The 20,089-nt window shown below is 62.2% G+C and carries 24 protein-coding genes; 10 read left to right on the top strand and 14 right to left on the bottom strand.

All coding sequences use genetic code 11. The features are described from left to right. Position 1 precedes the first annotated feature (1 nt). From hydA to QUV21_RS03285, 3 genes are read right to left on the bottom strand one after another with little or no spacing between them, the layout of a single operon-like run. Positions 2–1,453 carry a dihydropyrimidinase gene (gene hydA / locus QUV21_RS03295; RefSeq protein ID WP_300853115.1) on the bottom strand — a complete coding sequence of 484 codons (1,452 nt, stop codon included), beginning with the start codon at positions 1,451–1,453 and terminating at the stop codon, positions 2–4. Further along, a complete protein-coding gene (locus QUV21_RS03290; RefSeq protein ID WP_300853114.1) occupies positions 1,450–1,968 on the bottom strand; it encodes a HEPN family nuclease in 519 nt (172 codons plus the stop codon). Before QUV21_RS03290 ends, hydA begins: the two co-directional genes overlap by 4 nt. Further along, positions 1,965–3,227: a Zn-dependent hydrolase gene (locus tag QUV21_RS03285; protein ID WP_300853113.1), complete on the bottom strand. Its 1,263-nt coding sequence runs from the start codon at positions 3,225–3,227 to the stop codon at positions 1,965–1,967. Before QUV21_RS03285 ends, QUV21_RS03290 begins: the two co-directional genes overlap by 4 nt. 125 nt (positions 3,228–3,352) lie before the next feature. On the opposite strand from QUV21_RS03285, the gene QUV21_RS03280 reads away from it, so the two are divergent. From QUV21_RS03280 to QUV21_RS03270, 3 genes are all read left to right on the top strand, one after another. Then, entirely contained in the window at positions 3,353–4,000 is a 648-nt protein-coding gene (locus tag QUV21_RS03280; protein ID WP_300853112.1) for a TetR/AcrR family transcriptional regulator, read from the top strand. A 9-nt stretch (positions 4,001–4,009) separates the two neighbouring features. After that, complete coding sequence (locus tag QUV21_RS03275) at positions 4,010–4,462, top strand: heme-binding protein (protein WP_300853111.1); 453 nt, start codon at positions 4,010–4,012, stop codon at positions 4,460–4,462. Positions 4,463–4,652: 190 nt separating this feature from the next. Next, positions 4,653–4,928, top strand: a complete 276-nt coding sequence (locus QUV21_RS03270) for a glucose-6-phosphate isomerase (RefSeq protein WP_300853110.1) — start codon at positions 4,653–4,655, stop codon at positions 4,926–4,928. Here the strand turns inward: QUV21_RS03270 and QUV21_RS03265 are convergent. Beyond that, positions 4,904–5,077: a hypothetical protein gene (locus tag QUV21_RS03265; RefSeq protein WP_300853109.1), complete on the bottom strand. Its 174-nt coding sequence runs from the start codon at positions 5,075–5,077 to the stop codon at positions 4,904–4,906. The genes QUV21_RS03270 and QUV21_RS03265 overlap by 25 nt on opposite strands. Positions 5,078–5,550: 473 nt before the next feature. On the opposite strand from QUV21_RS03265, the gene QUV21_RS03260 reads away from it, so the two are divergent. Together QUV21_RS03260 and QUV21_RS03255 are read left to right on the top strand one after the other, a co-directional pair. Continuing rightward, positions 5,551–6,114, top strand: coding sequence for a TetR family transcriptional regulator C-terminal domain-containing protein (locus QUV21_RS03260; protein WP_300853108.1), 564 nt, complete (start codon positions 5,551–5,553; stop codon positions 6,112–6,114). Between the two features lie 91 nt (positions 6,115–6,205). Further along, entirely contained in the window at positions 6,206–6,523 is a 318-nt protein-coding gene (locus QUV21_RS03255; RefSeq protein WP_300853107.1) for a hypothetical protein, read from the top strand. Between the two features lie 57 nt (positions 6,524–6,580). Here QUV21_RS03255 and preA read toward each other — a convergent pair whose 3' ends face one another. From preA to QUV21_RS03240, 3 genes are all read right to left on the bottom strand, one after another. After that, positions 6,581–7,879 (bottom strand): NAD-dependent dihydropyrimidine dehydrogenase subunit PreA, encoded by a 1,299-nt coding sequence (preA, locus tag QUV21_RS03250; protein WP_300853106.1) that lies wholly within the window; start codon positions 7,877–7,879, stop codon positions 6,581–6,583. A gap of 87 nt (positions 7,880–7,966) precedes the next feature. After that, a complete protein-coding gene (locus QUV21_RS03245) occupies positions 7,967–8,497 on the bottom strand; it encodes a DedA family protein (protein WP_300853105.1) in 531 nt (176 codons plus the stop codon). 66 nt (positions 8,498–8,563) lie between these two features. Next, on the bottom strand, positions 8,564–9,883 hold the full coding sequence (locus QUV21_RS03240; RefSeq protein ID WP_300853104.1) for an NAD(P)-dependent oxidoreductase: 1,320 nt from the start codon (positions 9,881–9,883) through the stop codon (positions 8,564–8,566). Between the two features lie 256 nt (positions 9,884–10,139). On the opposite strand from QUV21_RS03240, the gene accB reads away from it, so the two are divergent. The 3 genes from accB to aat all read left to right on the top strand — a co-directional run bounded on the left by accB (position 10,140) and on the right by aat (position 12,728). Continuing rightward, positions 10,140–10,625, top strand: coding sequence for an acetyl-CoA carboxylase biotin carboxyl carrier protein (accB, locus tag QUV21_RS03235; protein WP_300853103.1), 486 nt, complete (start codon positions 10,140–10,142; stop codon positions 10,623–10,625). 4 nt (positions 10,626–10,629) lie between these two features. Beyond that, positions 10,630–11,979: an acetyl-CoA carboxylase biotin carboxylase subunit gene (gene accC, locus QUV21_RS03230; protein ID WP_300853102.1), complete on the top strand. Its 1,350-nt coding sequence runs from the start codon at positions 10,630–10,632 to the stop codon at positions 11,977–11,979. An 83-nt stretch (positions 11,980–12,062) separates the two neighbouring features. Beyond that, on the top strand, positions 12,063–12,728 hold the full coding sequence (gene aat / locus QUV21_RS03225; RefSeq protein WP_300853101.1) for a leucyl/phenylalanyl-tRNA--protein transferase: 666 nt from the start codon (positions 12,063–12,065) through the stop codon (positions 12,726–12,728). Here the strand turns inward: aat and QUV21_RS03220 are convergent. The 5 genes from QUV21_RS03220 to QUV21_RS03200 all read right to left on the bottom strand — a co-directional run bounded on the left by QUV21_RS03220 (position 12,653) and on the right by QUV21_RS03200 (position 16,097). Further along, positions 12,653–13,048: a DUF2155 domain-containing protein gene (locus tag QUV21_RS03220; protein ID WP_300853100.1), complete on the bottom strand. Its 396-nt coding sequence runs from the start codon at positions 13,046–13,048 to the stop codon at positions 12,653–12,655. The two genes, aat and QUV21_RS03220, sit on opposite strands and share 76 nt — an antisense overlap. Further along, the gene (mlaD, locus tag QUV21_RS03215) at positions 13,045–13,515 is read right to left on the bottom strand and encodes an outer membrane lipid asymmetry maintenance protein MlaD (RefSeq protein WP_300853099.1); all 471 of its coding nucleotides are present in this window, start codon (positions 13,513–13,515) and stop codon (positions 13,045–13,047) included. The genes QUV21_RS03220 and mlaD overlap by 4 nt, the downstream gene beginning before the upstream one ends. Continuing rightward, positions 13,515–13,889, bottom strand: coding sequence for an NADH:ubiquinone oxidoreductase subunit NDUFA12 (locus tag QUV21_RS03210; protein WP_300853098.1), 375 nt, complete (start codon positions 13,887–13,889; stop codon positions 13,515–13,517). The genes mlaD and QUV21_RS03210 overlap by 1 nt, the downstream gene beginning before the upstream one ends. A gap of 176 nt (positions 13,890–14,065) precedes the next feature. Beyond that, a complete protein-coding gene (gene clpX / locus QUV21_RS03205; protein WP_300853097.1) occupies positions 14,066–15,328 on the bottom strand; it encodes an ATP-dependent Clp protease ATP-binding subunit ClpX in 1,263 nt (420 codons plus the stop codon). 136 nt (positions 15,329–15,464) lie between these two features. Next, a complete protein-coding gene (locus QUV21_RS03200) occupies positions 15,465–16,097 on the bottom strand; it encodes an ATP-dependent Clp protease proteolytic subunit (RefSeq protein ID WP_300853096.1) in 633 nt (210 codons plus the stop codon). Positions 16,098–16,273: 176 nt separating this feature from the next. Between QUV21_RS03200 and QUV21_RS03195 the strand changes: the two genes are divergently transcribed. Then, the gene (locus QUV21_RS03195) at positions 16,274–17,446 is read left to right on the top strand and encodes an FAD-binding domain-containing protein (RefSeq protein ID WP_300853095.1); all 1,173 of its coding nucleotides are present in this window, start codon (positions 16,274–16,276) and stop codon (positions 17,444–17,446) included. Here the strand turns inward: QUV21_RS03195 and QUV21_RS03190 are convergent. Next, entirely contained in the window at positions 17,443–18,051 is a 609-nt protein-coding gene (locus tag QUV21_RS03190; RefSeq protein WP_300853094.1) for a CDP-alcohol phosphatidyltransferase family protein, read from the bottom strand. The genes QUV21_RS03195 and QUV21_RS03190 overlap by 4 nt on opposite strands. Positions 18,052–18,278: 227 nt before the next feature. On the opposite strand from QUV21_RS03190, the gene QUV21_RS03185 reads away from it, so the two are divergent. Beyond that, positions 18,279–18,764 (top strand): CAP domain-containing protein, encoded by a 486-nt coding sequence (locus QUV21_RS03185; RefSeq protein WP_300853093.1) that lies wholly within the window; start codon positions 18,279–18,281, stop codon positions 18,762–18,764. Between the two features lie 3 nt (positions 18,765–18,767). Here the strand turns inward: QUV21_RS03185 and QUV21_RS03180 are convergent, their stop codons facing one another. Then, entirely contained in the window at positions 18,768–20,081 is a 1,314-nt protein-coding gene (locus tag QUV21_RS03180; protein WP_300853092.1) for an ATP-binding protein, read from the bottom strand. Positions 20,082–20,089 lie beyond the last annotated feature (8 nt).

Genomic DNA, 20,089 nt, shown 5'->3' with positions numbered 1-20,089 from the left:
CCTATACCCCCGTTGCCGGGACACCCGTCCGCACCACAGGCCGTGGGGCGGTCAGGTCTTTCCATTGGCTCAACGCCCGGTTCACCGCCGGGCGCGGCGCGCGGGCGACGAACTGGCCGTGGCCTTCCTGCGTCCGCATCTCACCATCATGCACCGCAAGATGGCCACGGGTCAGGGTAAAGCGCGGCAGGCCTTTCACAGCTTTGCCTTCGAAGACATTGTAATCAATCGAGGATTGCTGCTTGTCCGCCGTGATCGTCTTTTCCTTCGCCGGATCCCAGACCACAAGATCGGCATCCGCCCCCACCAGAACCGCGCCCTTCTTCGGGTAGCAGTTCAGGATTTTCGCGATATTGGTTGAGGTTACGGCGACAAATTCATTCGGCGTGAGGCGCCCCGTTGCAACGCCGTGGGTCCAGAGCATCGGCATCCGGTCCTCCAGCCCCCCCGTCCCGTTCGGGATCTTGGCAAAGTTGCCAAGGCCGAAGCGCTTCTGTTCTGTCGTGAAGGCGCAATGGTCAGTGGCCACGACTGACAGACTGCCGGACATGAGACCCGCCCAAAGGCTGTCCTGATGCTGCTTGTTGCGGAACGGGGGCGACATGACGCGGCGCGCGGCATGGTCCCAGTCGGGGTTGAAATATTCGCTTTCGTCCAGCGTCAGGTGCTGGATCAAGGGCTCACCCCAGACCCGCTTGCCCTGCTGGCGCGCCCTGCGGATGGCCTCATGCGCGTCCTCGCACGAGACGTGGACCACATAAAGCGGCACGCCCGCCATATCGGCGATCATGATCGCGCGGTTTGTCGCCTCGCCCTCCACTTGCGGCGGGCGGGAATAGGCGTGGCCTTCGGGGCCGGTGTTGCCCTCGGCGATCAGCTTGGCCGTCAGTTCCGCCACCACATCGCCGTTCTCGGCATGGACCATGGCCAGCCCGCCAAGCTCGCCAATCCGGCGGAAGCTGGCGAAAAGTTCGTCGTCATTGACCATGAGCGCGCCCTTGTAGGCCATGAAGTGCTTGAAGCTGGTCATGCCCGCGCCCATCGCCTCGGCAATCCCGTCCCAGACCTTCTCGCCCCACCAGGTCACCGCCATGTGGTAGGAATAATCGCAATTCGCCCGGCCCGACTTGTTGTGCCACATCTGGGCCGCATCCATGAGGCCCTGCCCCTGCCCCGGCAGCACGAAGTCGACAACCATCGTGGTCCCGCCACTCAGCGCCGCCCGCGTGCCGCTCTCGAAATCATCCGCCGAGTAGGTGCCCATGAAGGGCATCTCCAGATGCGTATGCGGGTCGATCCCGCCGGGCATCACATAGCAGCCGGTCGCATCGAGTTCCGAGCCGCCCGTAAGGCCCTGCCCGATCTCGGTGATCACCCCGTTTTCGATGCGGACATCGGCCTTGTAGGTAAGGTCGGCGGTGACGACGGTGCCGTTCTTGATGATGGTGGTCATGGCTTGCCTCTCCCGACGTTCGCCAGAGTTTCCTTTACTTGTGCGCTTTCATGGAACGCACGCCCCAGAACCAGCACGAGGTTGACTGCCTCACGGATAGAAAGCGTCACTTCGAAAGTCAGGCTTTCTTCGGTTTTGCCGTCTCGAAAAGTTATCGTGTCATCCGTGAAGTCGATCCGAGCATGTGAAACGGCATTTCGGATGCAGCGCATGAAATCCAAGCTAAGCAATTTCTTGTTTGCGACAGACAGTTCACTGTCCATCTTTGCCCGTTCAACCACAACGTCTATGAGCCCATCGCGCTTCCAGCGTTCACGAGGAAAAACCAGCAGCGTGTAGAGCATCCCAAGCAACCGAGTCCGGCGATCAAGGAACGGTCCATTCGACGAGAGTCCAAACCGTGGAACGACAGTAGCCGACGCCTTCTTGATTGACACGTCGCGGCTTAGTGCCTCTTCAAGAACGAAGTGTTCAATGAATGCGGCGGTAGGAATCCAATCGCCCGAAACACTCACCCCACCACCTCCGCCACCTCAAGCACGGCGTGCAACAGCACATCCGTCCCCGCCGCCGCCCATTCCGGGGAAATCTCCTCCGCCTCGTTGTGGCTCAGCCCCCCAACGCAGGGGCACATCACCATCACCGTGGGGGCGACGCGGTTGATCCAGCAGGCGTCGTGGCCGGCGCCGCTCACGATGTCCATATGAGAATAGCCCAGCTTTTCAGCGCTCTGGCGGACGACCTTCACAAGGCTTGCGTCAAAGGTGACGGGGTCGAAGTGGCCCACATCCTCGATCTCGCAGCCCAGCCCCAGCTCTTTCGCCACCGCATGGGCCGCCCGCATCACCTCGGCCTTCATCGCGTCAAGCTTGGCCTGTTCGGGGGACCGGATATCCACCGTGAACACCACCTTGCCCGGGATCACGTTGCGCGAGTTCGGGTAGACGTTGCACTGGCCCACCGCGCCCACGGCGTTCGGCTGGTGGCTCATCGCGATCTGGTGGACGCGTTCGGTGATCCGCGCCATGCCAAGGCCCGCATTCACCCGCATGTGCATCGGCGTCGAGCCGGTATGCGCGTCGCGCCCTGTGAGCGTGATCTGCAACCACCAAAGGCCCTGACCGTGGGTGACAACGCCCACATCCTTGCCCTCGGCCTCCAGGATCGGTCCCTGCTCGATGTGCAGCTCCAGCATCGCATGCATCTTGCGCGCGCCCACGGGTTCATCGCCGACCCAGCCGATCCGTTTCAACTCATCGCCAAAGGCCTTCCCCTCGGCATCGACGCGTGCATAGGCATAGTCCTGTGTATGCATCCCCGCGAAAACGCCCGAGGCGAGCATGGCAGGGGCGTAGCGGGTGCCTTCCTCATTTGTCCAGTTGGTCACCACGATCGGGTGTCTCGTCTTCACCCCCATGTCGTTCAGCGTCCGCACCACCTCCAGCGCGCCCAGAACGCCCAAGACGCCGTCATACTTGCCCCCGGTCGGTTGGGTATCGAGGTGAGAGCCCATGTAAACCGGCAGCGCGTCCGGGTCCGTGCCAGCCCGGGTGGCGAACATGTTGCCCATTGTATCGACGCCCATGGTCATTCCGGCAGCCTTGCACCAGCCGGCGAACAGGTGGCGACCTTCGCTGTCGGCATCGGTCAGAGTCTGGCGGTTGTTGCCGCCCGCAATGCCGGGGCCGATCTTCGCCATTTCCATCAGGCTGTCCCACAGCCGTTCGGAATTGATCCGCAGGTTATCCCCCGAATGGGCGGTGGTTGCTGGCATCGCTTTTCTCCCCGTTCACGGCGGGACCATCCTGCCCCTTGCCGCGACTCATTTCCTGACCGTATGGTCAAAGTGAAGCGCACCACAACCTGACCAACCGGTCAACAAGAATGTGACAGGCCCGCATGACCGCAGACGCCCAGATTTCACGCATCAAGCCGGGCCGTCGCACGGATATCCGGCGCGAGAACGAGCGGGTGATCCTGGACGCCGCAGAAAAGGTCTTTGCCGAGGCGGGGTTCGGCGGGGCCACGATGCAGCTGATCGCGGATATGGCCGGGCTGCCGAAGGCAAACCTCCACTATTATTTCGCCACCAAGGAAGACCTTTACCGCAAGGTCGTTCAGCAGATCTTCGAGATCTGGCTGGACGCCGCGATGCTCTTTGACGATGCGCCCGGCCCGGTGGAAGGCATCGGCGGCTATATCGACGCCAAGATGGATATCTCGCGCACCCACCCGCATGGATCAAAGGTCTGGGCCTCCGAGGTGATGCACGGCGCTCCGGTGATTCAGGACTATCTGGAAACCACGCTGCGCGACTGGACAGAAGGCAGGATCAAGGCGATCCAGCGCTGGATCGACGAAGGCAAGATGCGCCCGGTCAACCCCCGGCACCTGCTTTACATGCTGTGGGCCACCACCCAGCATTACGCGGATTTCGGCCATCAGATCCAGACGCTCAACGATGGAAAACCGCTGTCAGACCGCCAGTGGCAAGAGGCCAAGGCCAGCGTCAAGGAACTGGTCCTGCGCGGGATCGGGGCGATATAGGGGACGATGATGGAAATTGCAGAGCTTGAGGCCGAGGCCGCCACACTGGTGCTGCCGCGGTTCGACGAGATGGTGGCGCTGCGGTTGGGCCAGGTGCTGGTCGATCTGGCGCTGGCCGACGGCTTGCCGGTGGTGATTGACATCCGCACGTCTGACCGCACGCTTTTCCATGCCGGCCTGCCCGGATCGGCTCCTCTGAACGATCTGTGGGCGCTGCGGAAATCCAACACGGCGCTGAAGTTTCATGAGGCCTCGCTCTTGGTCGGCACACGCCACCGCGCCAAGGGTGAAAGCCTTGCCAAACACGGGCTGGATACCTCGGACCATGCCGATCATGGCGGCGCGGTGCCGATCCGGGTGAAGGGCGGGTGCGTGGTTGCGGTGGCGACCGTCTCGGGCCTGCCGCAGGTGGAAGATCACAAGCTGGTGGTCCGGGGCATCCGCGTGCTGCTGGCCGGATAGGGTCACACATCACCCTTGACAGATCTCCACCATCTATTCGCAGGTTCCGGCAACGGGTTTCAAACACCGGCCGCACTTCGGGCCGTTAGCGGAAAGGATGGCACAATTGACCCCCGTCAATGCTGCCAACCCATGCCGCTGACGAACATGGCTTCTGAAGGACATGCTGTCCGGATCAAAGGAGAAAGCCATGCACAGAATTCTGATTGTTGCGATCGCGGCCTCGGCGTTGGGGTTGGCGGGGTGTGACACCATGACTCCTGACCAGCAGGTTGTGGCTGGTGGTCTGACCGGAGCGGCGGCAGGGATCCTGACAGCAGATCTTCTGGACGCGAACAAGGAATGGACCATCGTTGCCGCATTGGCCGGCGCTGCGGTAGGCTCGATGGTGGCCCGCAACAACGTCACCGATGAATGTGCCTACAAGCTTTCTGACGGCACTTACCGCATCGCGCCCTGCCCGTAGCGGGCTGCCGGTGCGGCTCGGCCCAGACAGGAAATCACCGCGTCACCGCGTTCAATGACGTTCTGTTCGCCCGGTCCGGCGCGGTGATCGGGCCTGTCGGCGGTTATCTTCAGCCGCAGGTCGCAATCATTTGCCTGTGGTTCTTGCATGAGGCATTGCCGCCGGCATTCGGGTCGCTGCACGAACCTGGAACAGGTGACGCAAGTCCGATGCATCGCGGATACCGCCCGGCTGCGTCGGTTCATCGCACACCTCTTGCCGGGTGACGGTCAAGGCATATTTCCCCGAACAGAAAACTCAGGGAGAGCAAACATGTTTCAGGGCCTCAAGCGTTCCATCCTCATCATCGGGGCGATGGTCACTGTGGTGCCGTGGGGCATAATGCAGATGGTGCAGTAGCCCGGTCCAGTGGCGCGCATCCCACCGCGTGGCCGGGCCCTGGCGGCGGCCATCGTGGCAGGCGTAACGTCGGGGGACCGGGGCGAATGATTTGACGGGGTGTTGCCGGGCAAGCTATCCATGGGCTTTCGACAGTCAGCCTCCCGCCCCTGAATCCCGGTCGTCAATCCCCATGCCCCCTGCCGCCCAACCCCGGTCCCGTATCCAGCAAAAGAACCGCGAGATGATCCTCGACGCGGCGCTGGAGGTGTTTTCGCTGCACGGGTTCCGGGGGGCGACTCTGGACCAGATTGCCGAGGTGGCGGGGCTGTCGAAGCCGAACCTACTTTACTATTTCCCCTCGAAAGAGGCGGTCCACAAGGTCTTGCTGACGGGGCTGCTGGACACCTGGCTTGATCCCTTGCGCGCGATGGACCCGGCGGGTGACCCCTTGGTCGAGATCATGGGATATGTCCGCCGCAAGCTGGATCTGGCGCGCGATTTTCCGCGCGAAAGCAGGCTTTTCGCCAATGAGATCCTGCAAGGCGCACCACGGATGCGTGAGGCGATCGAGGGTGATCTGCACGATCTGGTGGCAGAAAAGTCCGCAATATTGCGGCGCTGGATGGATGAAGGCCGCATTGCCCGGGTGGACCCGATGCACCTGATCTTCTCGATCTGGGCGCTGACCCAGCATTACGCCGATTTTGACGTGCAGGTCCGCGCGGTTCTTGGCCCCGGGCATGACCCGTTTGCCGAAGCTGGCGCCTTCCTTGAAACGCTGTTCACCCGGCTACTGGCCCCCTGACCTTTCGCATTTTAGGCATCATTCGGGTGCTGCGCGCGCCGTGATCGGGCTATGAGTGCATGGGGGGCGTCCGGCAGAAGGGATGCATGCTATGGGACTGATACCCGCGATCCGCGCGCAACTACCGGTGGGTGATGTGGCACACCAGTCCGGCGCGGCCGACATGCGGGGCGGCGCCCGTCAACCGCAGGGACCGGCCGCTCCGATCTCTCAGCCGGTCACGGCCCCGGTGCTGCTGGATGCAGTTCCTGAAGCTGCCGCCAAGCCACCGGGCGGTGAAACACACTTTCTCGCCGCACAAGACAGGACAGAGGGCGCTGCGGCCGCCAAGGCCGAAGCTGCACGCGCGGCTTACATCCGCGCCAGCATCGCTGCGGGTGTCAGCCCCTTGCCGCTGCCCGGCCTGTAGCGGGACAGCTGAGCAGACCTCGGGTATCGCAGGCCACAGGCAATCTGCCAGCCTGCCTTATTCCGCCGCCTGGACGCTGGGGTTGTTAGGGTGCGTGGTCCAGTTGGCATAGTCGCCAACAGTCGCCCCCGTGCGAGGATCAACCGTCCCTTTGGCCATCGGCACCATGGTGATGCAATTGTCCACCGGGCAAACGTTCACGCACAGGTTGCAGGCGACACATTCGTCATCCATCACTTCGAACACACGCTCAGGCGACATCGAGATGGCCTGATGGCTGGTATCCTCACACGCAGCATAGCACCGGCCGCATTTGATGCAGTCATCCTGATTGATATGCGCTTTTGCGACGTAGTTCAGGTTCAGATACTGCCAGTCGGTGACGTTCGGAACCGCGCGGCCAACCAGATCGGAAAGCCCGATCTCTTTTTCATCCAGATACTGCGACAGGCCGGAAATCATCTCCTGCACGATCTTGAACCCATAGGTCATGGCGGCGGTGCAGACCTGCACATTGCCTGCACCCAGCGCCATGAATTCCGCCGCGTCGCGCCAGGTGGTGATGCCACCGATGCCGGAAATCGGCAGGCCGCGCGTTTCGGCAGATCGCGCAATTTCGGCCACCATGTTCATCGCAATCGGCTTGACCGCCGGGCCGCAATAGCCGCCATGGGTGCCTTTGCCATCGATCATCGGCTCGGGAGAAAAGCTGTCAAGGTTGACGCTGGTGATCGAGTTGATGGTGTTGATCAGGCTGACCGCATCCGCCCCGCCGCGTTTTGCCGCCTCGGCCGGTTTGCGGATATCACTGATGTTCGGGGTCAGCTTCACGATGCAGGGCATGCGGCTGTGCTTCTTGACCCAGCGCGTAACCATCTCGATATATTCTGGCACCTGCCCCACGGCAGAGCCCATGCCGCGTTCGGCCATCCCATGCGGGCAGCCGAAGTTCAGTTCCACCCCGTCGGCCTCGGTATCCTCGATCCGGTGCAGGATGTCTTTCCACGAATCCTCATCGCAAGGCACCATCAGGCTGATGACCAAGGCCCGGTCGCGCCATTTGCGCTTGACCTCCTTGATCTCCTGAAGGTTCACGGCCAGCGGGCGGTCGGTAATCAACTCGATGTTGTTCAACCCCAGAAGTCGGCGGTCAGCACCCCAGATCGCGCCATAGCGCGGCCCGTTGACGTTCACGACCGGTGGCCCCTCGGAGCCAAGCGTTTTCCACACGACGCCACCCCAGCCGGCCTCGAATGCCCGCTCGACGTTGTATTTCTTGTCTGTCGGCGGGGCCGAGGCCAGCCAGAACGGGTTGGGGGATTTGATGCCGATGAAATCGGCGGAAAGGTTAGCCATGACAAGCCTCCTTGCGGAATGCGGGATGTGGTGTGGGGAATGCAGGACTGGCGATACGCCCACGAGGAGCAAAGACCGCGCGAGCGGTCAGAACAGCGACCAGAGCCAGCCGAGGAGATCGCCGCCGAACTGGCCCAGCTTCGGAATCAGATAGGCCCAGGACACACAGCCTATCGTGTTCCAGAAGGCAAAGCGGGCCAGCGTCATCCCGCTCATCCCCGCCATCAGAAAGACGACCGGCCGCAAGACCGTGGCGAAGTGGCCGATGACGATTGTTACAGGGCCATAGCGGGTAAAGGCGGCGCGGGTCTTTGCCACCATCTCGGGGTGGTCCTTCAGCGGCCGCATGGTCAGAACCGTGCTGCCATAGCGCCAGCCCAGCCAGTAGCTGAAGCTGGACCCGATCATGGCACCCACGGTCGCCCCGGCCCAAAGCGGCCAGAACGGCACCGCCCCGGTGGCCGCCAGCGCGCCGACAGCGACCAAGACGGCGGTTGACGGGATCAGGATCGACAGAAAGGCCGTCGTCTCGGCCGCGGCGAAGACCACCATGATCAGGGGCAGCCACTCCTGATTGCGTTCGATGAACGCGATGAAGGTGTTGATCCAGCCGTCCATGCCTGCTCCCTGCCTTGCAGCGCTTTGGCTGGAAAGCCGCGGTCAGGCAAGGGAAAAGCGGTCGCATCACCGCCCCGAAAGCGCTGCGTGGATCGCTTCGGCAGCGTCCCGACCTTCGGCGACAGCTGTGACGGTAAGATCTTCGCCCCCCGCCGCACAGTCGCCGCCGACCCAGACCTTTGCCGAAGGTCCGGCCAGCTTGCCGCCCGACACCGCAAGCCCGTCCGGCGCGCCGGTCAGGGTCTGGCCAATGGCCTTGAACACCTGATCGGCCTTCAGCGTAAAAGTCTCGGACGACAGGGTCAGGCCATTTGGTCCGTCCTGCGTATAGGCAAATTCAACCGCTGTTGCATGTCCGTCACCAATCACCTTAGCCGGGGCAGCATTGTGGATGATCCGCACGCCGGATTGAACAGCATGATCCTGTTCATGGCCCGAAGCGCTCATCTTCTCGCGGCCACGACGGTAGACAATGGTGACGTTCTCGGCGCCAAGGAGCTTGGACTGCACCGCGGCATCGACCGCTGTCATACCGCCACCAATCACCACCACATCCCGGCCAACGGGCAGGGTCGAAAGGTCCGCCGTCTGGCGCAACTCGGCAATGAAATCGACCGCATCGCGCACGCCGGGCAGGTCTTCCCCCGCCGCCCGAAGCGCGTTCACCCCGGCCAGACCGATGCCAAGAAACACCGCGTCATAGTCGGCTTTGAGCTGGTCCAGCGTCACATCGCGGCCAAGTTCAACGCCGGTCCTGATCTCGATCCCGCCGATGGACAAAAGCCAGTCCACCTCCTTTTGCGCGAATCCTCCCGCCGCCTTGTAGCTGGCGATACCGTATTCGTTCAGGCCCCCGGCCTTGGCGCGGCGTTCAAGCACCACGACATCATGGCCATGCATTGCCAGACGGTGCGCACATGCCAGACCGGCAGGCCCCGCCCCGACCACAGCCACACGCTTGCCCGTCGCTGCGGCCCGCTCAAACGGATGGAGCCCCTTGGCCATCGCCACATCGGTGGCAAAGCGCTGAAGCTGGCCGATCTCCACCGGCTTGCCTTCGGCGGCTTCGCGAACGCATGCCTCTTCACACAGGGTTTCGGTGGGGCAGACCCGGGCGCACATGCCGCCAAGGATGTTCTGGGTCCAGATCGTCGTCGCCGCCGCTTCGGGCGTGCCGGTGGCGATCTGGCGAATGAACAGGGGGATGTCGATGGCCGTCGGGCAAGCGGTAATGCAGGGCGCATCGTGGCAGAAATAGCAACGGTCCGCCGCGACCCGCGCCTCATGCCCGTCAAGCGGCGGCGTGTGGTCGGCAAAATTTGCGGCGTAGGCTGCGGCTGGCAGGCGACCCGGAACAATGCCGGGCGTCAGCGGGCTGTTCGTCATCGGACCTATGTCCTCCCCTTGTTCGTTTCCCGAAGGCTGGCACAGGTCAAATTTTTTATCAAACGGTAAATTTTCTGCCAGACGCAAAAAGAAGCGCCAAAGCCGCATCATGCCCCGATATGCCGCTTTTTACGGCGCAACTTTCGGCGCTTTTCAGCCCCGTCCCCCTCGCGTATAAGCGCTCCACATCAGATTGCGGGGGACACGCCCCCCTGCGCGGGCCTGTGACGGGCTCCGACCAGAAACAGAGGACGGCATGAGCAAGCAGACGACCGAAACGGATGTGGCCTTCATTTCGGCACTGGCCGAACTTCTGAACAGGAATGACCTGACCGAGCTTTCGGTCAAGCGCGAGTATGGCGAGGATGACAGCCTTGAAGTCCGCGTGGTCAAGCAGGCCAATGTCGTGACAGTTGCCGCCGCTGCCCCTGCCCCGGTTGTGCATCAAGCACCCGCCACAGCCGCTGCCGCCGCAGCCCCTGCCGCCCCGGAAGACCCCGCCCAGCACCCCGGCGCAGTCACATCGCCCATGGTTGGCACGATCTACCTGTCGCCAGAGCCGGGTTCAGCGGCCTTCGTGACGGTCGGTGCGACGGTCAGCGCGGGCCAGACCGTTCTGATCATCGAGGCAATGAAGACGATGAACCACATTCCGGCGCCGAAATCCGGGGTGGTGAAGCGGATTCTGGTCGAGGATGGCTCGCCCGTCGAATACGGCGCGCCGCTGATGATCATCGAGTAAGCCCATGTTCGAGAAAATCCTGATCGCCAACCGGGGCGAAATCGCCCTTCGCGTGATCCGCGCCTGCCGCGAAATGGGGATCAAGTCGGTCGCCGTGCATTCAACCGCCGATACCGATGCGATGCATGTTCGCATGGCCGATGAAAGCATCTGCATCGGCCCCGCCCCCAGTTCGGAAAGCTACCTGAACAAGGCCGCGATCATCTCGGCTTGTGAAATCACCGGCGCACAGGCCGTGCATCCGGGCTATGGCTTCCTGTCGGAAAACGCCAGCTTCGCGCAGGCTCTGGAAGATCACGGGCTGACCTTCATCGGCCCATCCGCCGAACATATCCGCATCATGGGCGACAAGATCACCGCCAAGGAAACCGCCAAGGCCTTGGGGATTCCGGTCGTTCCGGGATCGGAAGGCGGGGTCGCGGATTTCGAGATCGCGATGAAGGCGGCCGAGGAGATCGGCTTTCCGGTGATCATCAAGGCCACCGCAGGCGGCGGCGGACGCGGGATGAAGGTCGCCCAGAACGCGACCGAACTGGAGATGGCCTTCCGCACCGCGCGGTCCGAGGCGAAGAACGCTTTCGGGAACGATGAAGTCTATATCGAGAAATACCTGCAAAAGCCCCGGCACATCGAGATTCAGGTCTTTGGTGACGGCAAGGGCAACGCCGTGCATCTGGGGGAACGCGACTGTTCCTTGCAGCGCCGCCACCAGAAGGTGTTCGAAGAAGCCCCCGGCCCCGCCATCACCCCAAAGATGCGGGCGGAAATCGGCAAGATCTGCGCCGAGGCCGTGGCCAAGATCAACTACATCGGCGCTGGCACGGTCGAGTTTCTCTATGAAGACGGCAAGTTCTACTTCATCGAGATGAACACTCGGCTTCAGGTCGAACACCCGGTCACGGAATACATCTTCGGCGTCGATCTTGTGCGCGAACAGATCCGCGTCGCGGCCGGAATGGGCATGTCCTTCACGCAAGGAGAGCTGGAGATCAACGGCCACGCGATCGAGGTCCGGATCAACGCTGAAAAACTGCCGAACTTCGCGCCCTGCCCCGGCAAGGTGCGCACCTTCCACGCGCCGGGCGGTCTTGGCGTGCGGATGGATTCAGCCCTTTACGGCGGCTATTCGATCCCGCCCTATTATGACAGCCTGATCGGCAAGCTGATCGTCCACGGCCGCGACCGGCCCGAGGCTATGGCCCGCCTGAAACGCGCCTTGGGCGAGTTGATCATCGACGGGGTCGATTCGTCCGTGCCGCTGTTTCACATGCTGCTGGCCGAGCCAGACATTCAGGCCGGTGACTACAACATTCACTGGCTGGAAAAGTGGCTGGCGGTCCAATTCGGCCAGTAAAGCAAGACCGAGGCGCCACGGATCGGCGCTTCGCCGCAAAAGTTTTCGAAGACTTTTGCAAAATCCTTTGAAGGATTTTGTAGGTGGCCGACGCGTTGGAGCCAGAAACCCTGTTGCAGGCCTATGCCATGGGAATTTTCCCCATGGCAGAAGGGCGCGACGACCCGGAGATCCACTGGGTCGATCCGCGCCGCCGCGGAATCATGCCGCTTGACGGTTTCCATATCTCCCGCTCGCTGGCCCGCACGCTGCGGCAGACCTCCCTGACCGTCACGGTCGACCGTAATTTCGACGCAGTGGTTTCCGCTTGTGCGGAACGTGAAGAAACCTGGATAAGTCACCGTATACAAATGCTTTATGGCCAAATTCATCGTCGCGGTTTTGCCCATAGCATCGAAGTGCGTGCCGGTGAGGATCTGGTCGGGGGCGTCTACGGGGTCACGCTTGGTGGCGCGTTCTTTGGCGAAAGCATGTTTTCACGTGTGACCGATGCGTCAAAGATTGCGCTGGCCTTCACTGTCCACCGGCTTCGTGCCGGGGGTTTCGCGCTGTTTGACACTCAGTTCCTGACGCCACATCTGGCAAGTCTGGGGGCGGTCGAAATTCCCCGGGCTGCCTATCACCGCCGACTGGCCGAAGCCCTTGCCCAACCTGCCAGCTTTGCCCCGCTGGGTTATTCGCCCTCCGCGTCGGACGTCGCGTCATCTGCTGCCTCGGGCAACACGCAGTCCAGAACCCAGACATCATAGCGTGGGTGGTCCAGCGCCGACAAGGCGGGCGAAGAGGCAAGCATCCAGCCGTTAAACAGCTCCGTTTCGCCGGCGGCGGAAATCACCGTCAGATGGGCGCTGGCATCCGAGGTCGGATTATCGGCGGGGTAACGGCAACTATCCAACCGCACGACAAGCCCCCCAAATCTTGCCGCCTGTCCGCGGCTAAGGATGACATCGCCGGTTTCGCTGGTCAGCCTGTCAAGGAACCGCAACGTTGCGCCGTCAGACTCCACAAACTCTTGCGCAAGCGCCGGGCTGGCCAGCGCAACGAAAAGGGCAAGGCAGACCTGCTTCATGGATCTGTGGTCTCTGCCGGCTCTGCGTCACCGCCGCCGACGAATTTCAGCAGGAGTGTGATCAGGCTGACAGCGCCCTGAGTATCCTCGATCTCGTCGCCGGGTTCAAGATTCTCCAACGCGCCACCGGGCAGGATTTCAATGAAGCTTCCGCCCAGAAGCCCTTCGGAAGAAACCAGAATCGTGGAATCCACCGGCAGCAGAACATCCCTTCGCATGCTGATCCCGGCATCCGCAAAGAAGGTGTCAGGGTTCAGGTTGAGTTCAGTGACGGTGCCAACCTTCACCCCGGCAAGCCGAACGTCCGAACCGGTGGTTATCCCCTCGATCGACCGGAAGCTTGCGGTCAACGGGTAACTGTCCGGCGCCCGCAGCAAGCCGGTTCCCTGCGCCGCATAGGCAACAAAGCCGATAGCCAGCGCCAAGACTGCCACCCCGGTAAGGATTTCTGCGCGCGATTCGGCCATCACTCGGGCTGCCAAGCCTCATAGTCCCGCCGTTCCACCGGATCGGCACGGCGGATCGATCCGGGCGGCGCATAAGCCAGCTGCGTGCCGGTCAGGTTCTCCTGATGCGGCTTTTCCCAGGCCTTGTGCTTCAGCGGGGCTTTCGAGGGCGGTTCGTCCCAGGTGTGGTGCAGCCAGCCGTGCCAGTCGGGCGAGACGCGAGACGCTTCCATCTCGCCATTGAAGATCACCCAGCGGCGCTTGCCGTCACGGGTCTGGTAGAAGACGTTTCCGGCGTCATCCTTGCCAACCTTCACACCCTTGCGAGACGTGAAGATCTGGGTGCCAAGAGTCTGGCTGTTCCACCAGGTCAACATTCGCTTGAGGAAATACATGCGCAAGGCTCCGCTCTGCTTTTCCCTCATATGGCCGAAACACCCGCCAAGGTCCAGCACCAAGCCGCAGATGCGCGGCAATCCGGCGACAACCAGATCAGGGTCAACCTGATGCAACGACCATGAAAAAGGGCAGGCCCAAGGCCTGCCCCGATCATGGCCTTGCAGTCAAGCACTCAGGCCTTTACGGGTTCTTTCTTCTTGGTCTCGGTGTAGACCAGCATCGGCTTTGCGCCCGACGTCACGGCCTCATCCTTGACCACGACTTCCTCGACCCCATCCATGCCCGGCAGCTCGAACATGGTATCCAGAAGGATATCTTCCATGATCGAACGCAGGCCCCGCGCGCCGGTCTTGCGCTTGATCGCGCGCTTGGCGATGGCCGTGAGGGCGTCCGGGGTGAAGGTCAGCTTGACGCCTTCGATCTCGAACAGGCGCTGATATTGCTTGACCAGCGCATTCTTCGGCTCGGTCAGGATGGTGACCAGCGCCGCCTCGTCCAGGTCGGTCAGTGTGGCGATCACCGGCAGACGGCCGACGAATTCCGGGATCAGTCCGAATTTCAGCAGGTCTTCCGGTTCCAGTTCCTTGAACAACTCTCCAACCGAGCGTTCTTCCGGCCCCTTCACATCGGCGCCAAAGCCGATGCCTGACCCCTTGTTGCGTTGCGCGATGATCTTTTCCAGACCGGCAAAGGCACCGCCGCAGATGAAGAGGATGTTCGTCGTATCGACTTGCAGGAATTCCTGCTGCGGATGCTTGCGGCCACCCTGCGGCGGAACGCTGGCGACCGTGCCTTCCATGATCTTCAGAAGCGCCTGCTGCACACCCTCGCCCGAGACGTCGCGGGTGATCGAGGGATTGTCCGATTTCCGCGTGATCTTGTCGACTTCGTCGATATAGACGATCCCGCGCTGCGCCCGTTCGACGTTGTATTCGGATGCCTGCAACAGCTTGAGGATGATGTTCTCCACATCCTCGCCAACATAGCCGGCTTCGGTCAGCGTGGTGGCATCGGCCATCGTGAACGGTACATCCAGAATCCGCGCGAGGGTCTGCGCCAGAAGCGTCTTGCCGCAGCCGGTCGGGCCGATCAGCAGGATGTTCGATTTCGAAAGCTCGATATCGGTCTTCGATGAATGGTTCAGCCGCTTGTAATGGTTGTGGACCGCTACAGACAGAACCCGCTTGGCGTGGATCTGACCGATCACATAGTCGTCCAGCACCTTGCAGATTTCCCGCGGGGTCGGCACCCCGTCCGAGGATTTCAGACCGGTGGTCTTCGTCTCCTCGCGGATGATGTCCATGCACAGCTCGACGCATTCGTCGCAAATGAACACCGTAGGCCCGGCAATCAGCTTTCGAACCTCATGCTGGCTTTTGCCGCAGAACGAACAATAAAGCGTGTTCTTGCTGTCGCTACCGGAATTGTTCGCCATCCGCAGTCCTCTTGACGCTGTCGCTACTATTATACCGGTCGCGCCGCCCTGGTTCTGGCTGGAAAGTCTAGGCCAAGCCCAAGATCACCACAATCCGAAAATCCCCCGCCAGAACACCAAGCGGAGGACAGTGTGTTTACGTTGCCGTATCGTCGGCCTTGCCACGGCTTTCAAGGATCTGGTCGATCAGGCCCCATTCCTTCGCATCTTCGGCAGACATGAAATTGTCCCGCTCCAGCGCGGCTTCGACCGTGTCATAGTCGTTGCCGGTGTGGCGAACGTAAATTTCGTTCAACCGGCGCTTCAGTTTTTCGGTTTCGCGGGCGTGGATCATGATGTCCGTCGCCTGTCCCTGATAGCCGCCCGAAGGCTGGTGAACCATCACCCGGCTGTTCGGCAGGCTGAACCGCATGCCCTTTTCACCCGCAGTCAAGAGCAGCGACCCCATGGAGGCCGCCTGCCCGATCACCAGGGTCGAGACCTTGGGGCGGATGTATTGCATGGTGTCATAGATCGACAGACCGCTGGTGACCACGCCACCGGGGCTGTTGATGTACATGCTGATTTCCTTGGTCGGGTTTTCCGACTCAAGAAACAGAAGCTGGGCGCAGATCAGGCTGGACATCCCATCATGCACCGGGCCACCCAGAAAGATGATCCGTTCCTTCAGCAAGCGGCTGAAGATGTCATAGGCGCGTTCGCCCCGGCTCGTCTGTTCGACGACCATGGGGACAAGGGTGTTCATGTAGTGGTCAACGGGATCGCGCATCGGTGCCTGCCTCTGTCTGCCCAAAGGGAATATCGCCGGAGTATTGCCAGAGTCTTAGTTGGGCGGGACGGGGGCTGCAAGGGCGGGCCGGTTGATTTCCCAAGCCGGTCATTCGGCGCTGCGTCAGGCTGTCTCGCCGGACTTGAAACATGGGTGGGCCGGCATAGACCCAAACCATGACGGATATTGTGCCAACCAAGGCCGCCGGACGTGACCGGCTTGCAGCTTTCCTGCCGAAAGCCGGCCGGGACTATGCGGCAAAGCGCAATCTTGATCTGCCGGGGAATCCGCATGTGTCGGGCCTTTCACCATGGCTGCGCCATCGCCTGCTGACCGAAGCAGAGGTGATCAGGGCCACGCTGGAGGCCCACCCCCATGGTGCCGAGAAGTTCTTGGCCGAAGTCTGGTGGCGGACCTACTGGAAAGGCTGGCTGGAGCTGCGCCCCGGTATCTGGGACGACTACCGGCAGGGTCTGACCGCCGCAGGGAATCGGCTCGCGGTGGAACCGGGCCTTGCCGCCCGGGCTGAGGCTGCGATGCTGGGCGATACCGGGATTGACGGCTTCGATGATTGGGCGCGTGAGCTGGTGGCGACGGGCTACATGCACAACCACGCGCGGATGTGGTTCGCCTCGATCTGGATATTCACCTTGCGCCTGCCTTGGGAATTGGGGGCGGACTTTTTCCTCCGCCATCTGATCGATGGTGATCCGGCCTCGAACACGCTCGGCTGGCGCTGGGTTGGCGGTCTGCACACGCCCGGCAAGACCTACCTTGCTACCGCCGACAACATCGCCCGCAACACCGAAGGCCGATTCAGGCCGGAAGGGCTTGCAGCCGACGCCCCGGTCTTGCCGATGCGGCCTCACCCTGCCCCACGCGCCGCCCCGGTCGGAGACAGGCTGAACCTGACGGCGCCGTCCCTTTTGCTGGTGACCGAAGAAGACCTTTCGTCGGAGTTTTTGCTGGATCAGGGCCTGCGCCCAAGCAGCGTTGCGGTCCTCAGTCATGTCATGGGCCGGTCTGCGTTGCCGGTGGCTGGCCGGGTGCATGACTTCACGAGTGGCGCCATCGCAGATGCCCTGTCCCGGCTGAACGCCGCCTCGGCACCGGTTTACCGGCCCGAGGCGACAAGGGCCATTCTTGATCAGGCTGAAACCGATGGGCTGACGCGGATCGTCACGCCCTATGCCCCGACTGGCCCGATCTCTGATGTGCTGGCCGATCTGGAAGCCATGGCGGCACTGCGCGGCATTGCCGTTGACCGCATCCTCCGCCCGCATGACCGTGACGCATGGCCCCACGCAACGCATGGTTTCTTCCGCTTTCGTGAAGCGGTGATGCCTTAGCGAAACACCCGGCGCGCCAGAAGCACCCGGGCAAGCGCGGTGACAAGGCAAAGACCACCAAAGACCCATGCGGCAGGCGCGAAGCTTGCGGGCCACAGCACGATCACCAGGAAGAACAGGATGGTTTCGGTCCCCTCCAGAAGCCCGGCGGTGAAGTAGAGCGACTTTTCGCCCCGGCCTGTCGTCTCCATCCCGCGCTTTGCGGCAAGGATCGCGTAGCCCAGAAAGGTCGCGCCGTTGACGTAAAAACTTAGGAGAAGGAAAGCCCCGGCAGCCCCATTGCCGGTCGGATCGCGCAGCACGAAAGCCAGAGGAATCGCGGCGTAGAAGACGAAATCGCAGACGATATCCAGATAGCCGCCAAAGTCGGTCTTGCCCCCGGCCCGAGCGACCGCCCCGTCCAGCCCATCGGCCAACCGGCTTGCCAGAAGCGGCAGCGCCACAAGCAGGCCAGACAACCCGGAGGCCAGAAGCCCCGCTGCGCCAAGCCCCAGCGCAAGTCCGGCAAGCGTCACTGCATCCGCCGAAGCCCCCCGTGCGGCAAGCCAACGCCCGCCACGGTTCAAGGGGGCATCGATCACCCCACGCATCAATCCGTCCAGCATCATACCCCCGCAGCAGCACCCAGTTTCTCAGGCCTAGCCGGCCAAGGGAAGTCACGTTTGCGCGGGCTGCCGCCGATCACTTGATCGCTTGTCTTGCCCGTCTCCGGACAAGGCCCTACTCAGATTTGGTCAGATTTTTGGCCTGTTCATGATTTTTGCACGTTTGAGTCAAGTTAAGGCCCAACTGACTCTCTACTTCTGACCACGTGCTTCGACAGGAGAGTTGCATGACCTATCGCCTCTTCAATCTGGCTATTCCGCTGTGCGTTGCAATCGGCCTCGCCACGCCGGGCCTTGCCTGCACGATTCCGGCCGGCGCGGGGGCCATGCAGCAGGAACTGCTATCCCACCTGAATGCGGAACGCCGGGCGAACGGCCTATCGCCGCTGCGCCTGTCGGCAAAACTGGACAAGGCGGCGCAGGGCCATGCTTGCGACAATGCCGCGCGCAAGTCGATCAGCCATGTTTCCTCAGATGGCGGCACGTTGAAGAACCGGTTGCGCCGGGCTGGATATGCGTTTCGGGCTGCGGCTGAAAATACCGGGCGCGGCTTTGCCTCGGGCGCGCGGGCCGTCCAGTGGTGGATGAATTCGCCCAAACACCGTGACAATATTCTCTTGCGCAAAGCCAGGGAAGTTGGGATCGGAATTGCAGTCAGCCCGGCACCGGATGCCAAGCTCCACTGGATCCTTGTGGTCGGCGCGTCAAAGTAGCTCTCAGCGCGCGATCACCAGTTCGGCGCGAAGGCCGCCCAGCCTCTCGCTTTTTGAAAGACGCAGCGCGCCCCCATGGCTCAGTGCGATATCCGACGCGATGGACAGCCCCAGACCGACCCCACCGCCCCGGTTCGGATCGCGCGACACGTCAAGCCGGGTAAAGGGGCGCAAGGCTTCCTCCCGCTGCCCTTCGGGAATGCCCGGCCCGTTGTCTTCGACGACAATGCGCAGGCTGCTATCCTGATAGTCCACCCGGATTTCAATCATGTCTCCAAAGCGCCGGGCGTTCTCCACCAGGTTTTCAACGGCCCGCGTGACCGCCTGCGGACGCACCTGCACTGGTTCCGCCGCACCCAGAACCCCTGTCAGGCGCACAGATGGCCCGGACCTTGACACGATCCCCTCGACCAACGCGACCACGTCCGTCGGCTCTGACCCCTCCATCGCATCGCCACGCACGAATGCCAGAAACTCGTCCACCATCCGCTCCATCTCGGCCACATCCTTTTGCAGCGCGGCCACTTCTGCATCTTCGGGCAAAAGGGAAAGGCCCAGCCGCAGCCGGGTCAATGGCGTGCGCAGATCGTGACTGACACCGGACAGCATCAATGTGCGTTGTTCGATTTGCCGGTCGATCCTTGCACGCATGTCCAGAAAGGCCCGCCCGGCTGCCCGCACCTCCAGCGCCCCGCGCGGCCGGTAGGACACCGGACGTCCTTTCCCGAAATCCTCGGCCGCCTGCGCCAGCTTCGTGATGGGCCGCAACTGGTTGCGCAGAAAGATATAGGCAATGATCGTCATCAGGATCGAGGTGAAGATCATCAGCACCAGAAGCTGATGCGGATTGCTGGCGGACATCCGCCTGCGGCTGAGTTGCGCCTGCACAGCCCCATAACGACTGTCGAAAAGCAGGTACACGATCCGCTCCGGGTCTGAGACATCTGCAGCAACAAGTGCGGGCAACTGCGCGTGCAATGTCTCGATGATAACCCGGCCGGAAAGATCCAGCGCTGTCGCCCGGTCTTGCCGCGGTGCCGTCGGCCCGGCAGGCAGCGTCACGGTGACGGCAAGCGCATCGGCCAGTTCCGGTACACGGTCCTGCGCCTCGGAAAGCGATCCGGCAGCGTCGATTTCCGCCAGAAGGAACCCCAGATCTATGGCGACCCCTTGCGTCATCTGTCGGGTCACGCCTTCATAGTGGCGCTGGATGAAGGCCGTGGACACGACAAGCTGGATCGCAACCACCGGCACGATCAGAATAAGCGCCGCGCGCGCATAGAGACTGCGGGGAAAGATACGTTGAAACACCGACATCAGCCGGA

The organism is Tabrizicola sp. (genome assembly GCF_030373185.1).
In the GTDB taxonomy this organism is placed as follows: Bacteria; Pseudomonadota; Alphaproteobacteria; order Rhodobacterales; family Rhodobacteraceae; genus Tabrizicola.
The sequence above is the reverse complement of the archived record's forward strand: the minus strand, read 5'-3'. Positions and strand labels throughout refer to the sequence as shown.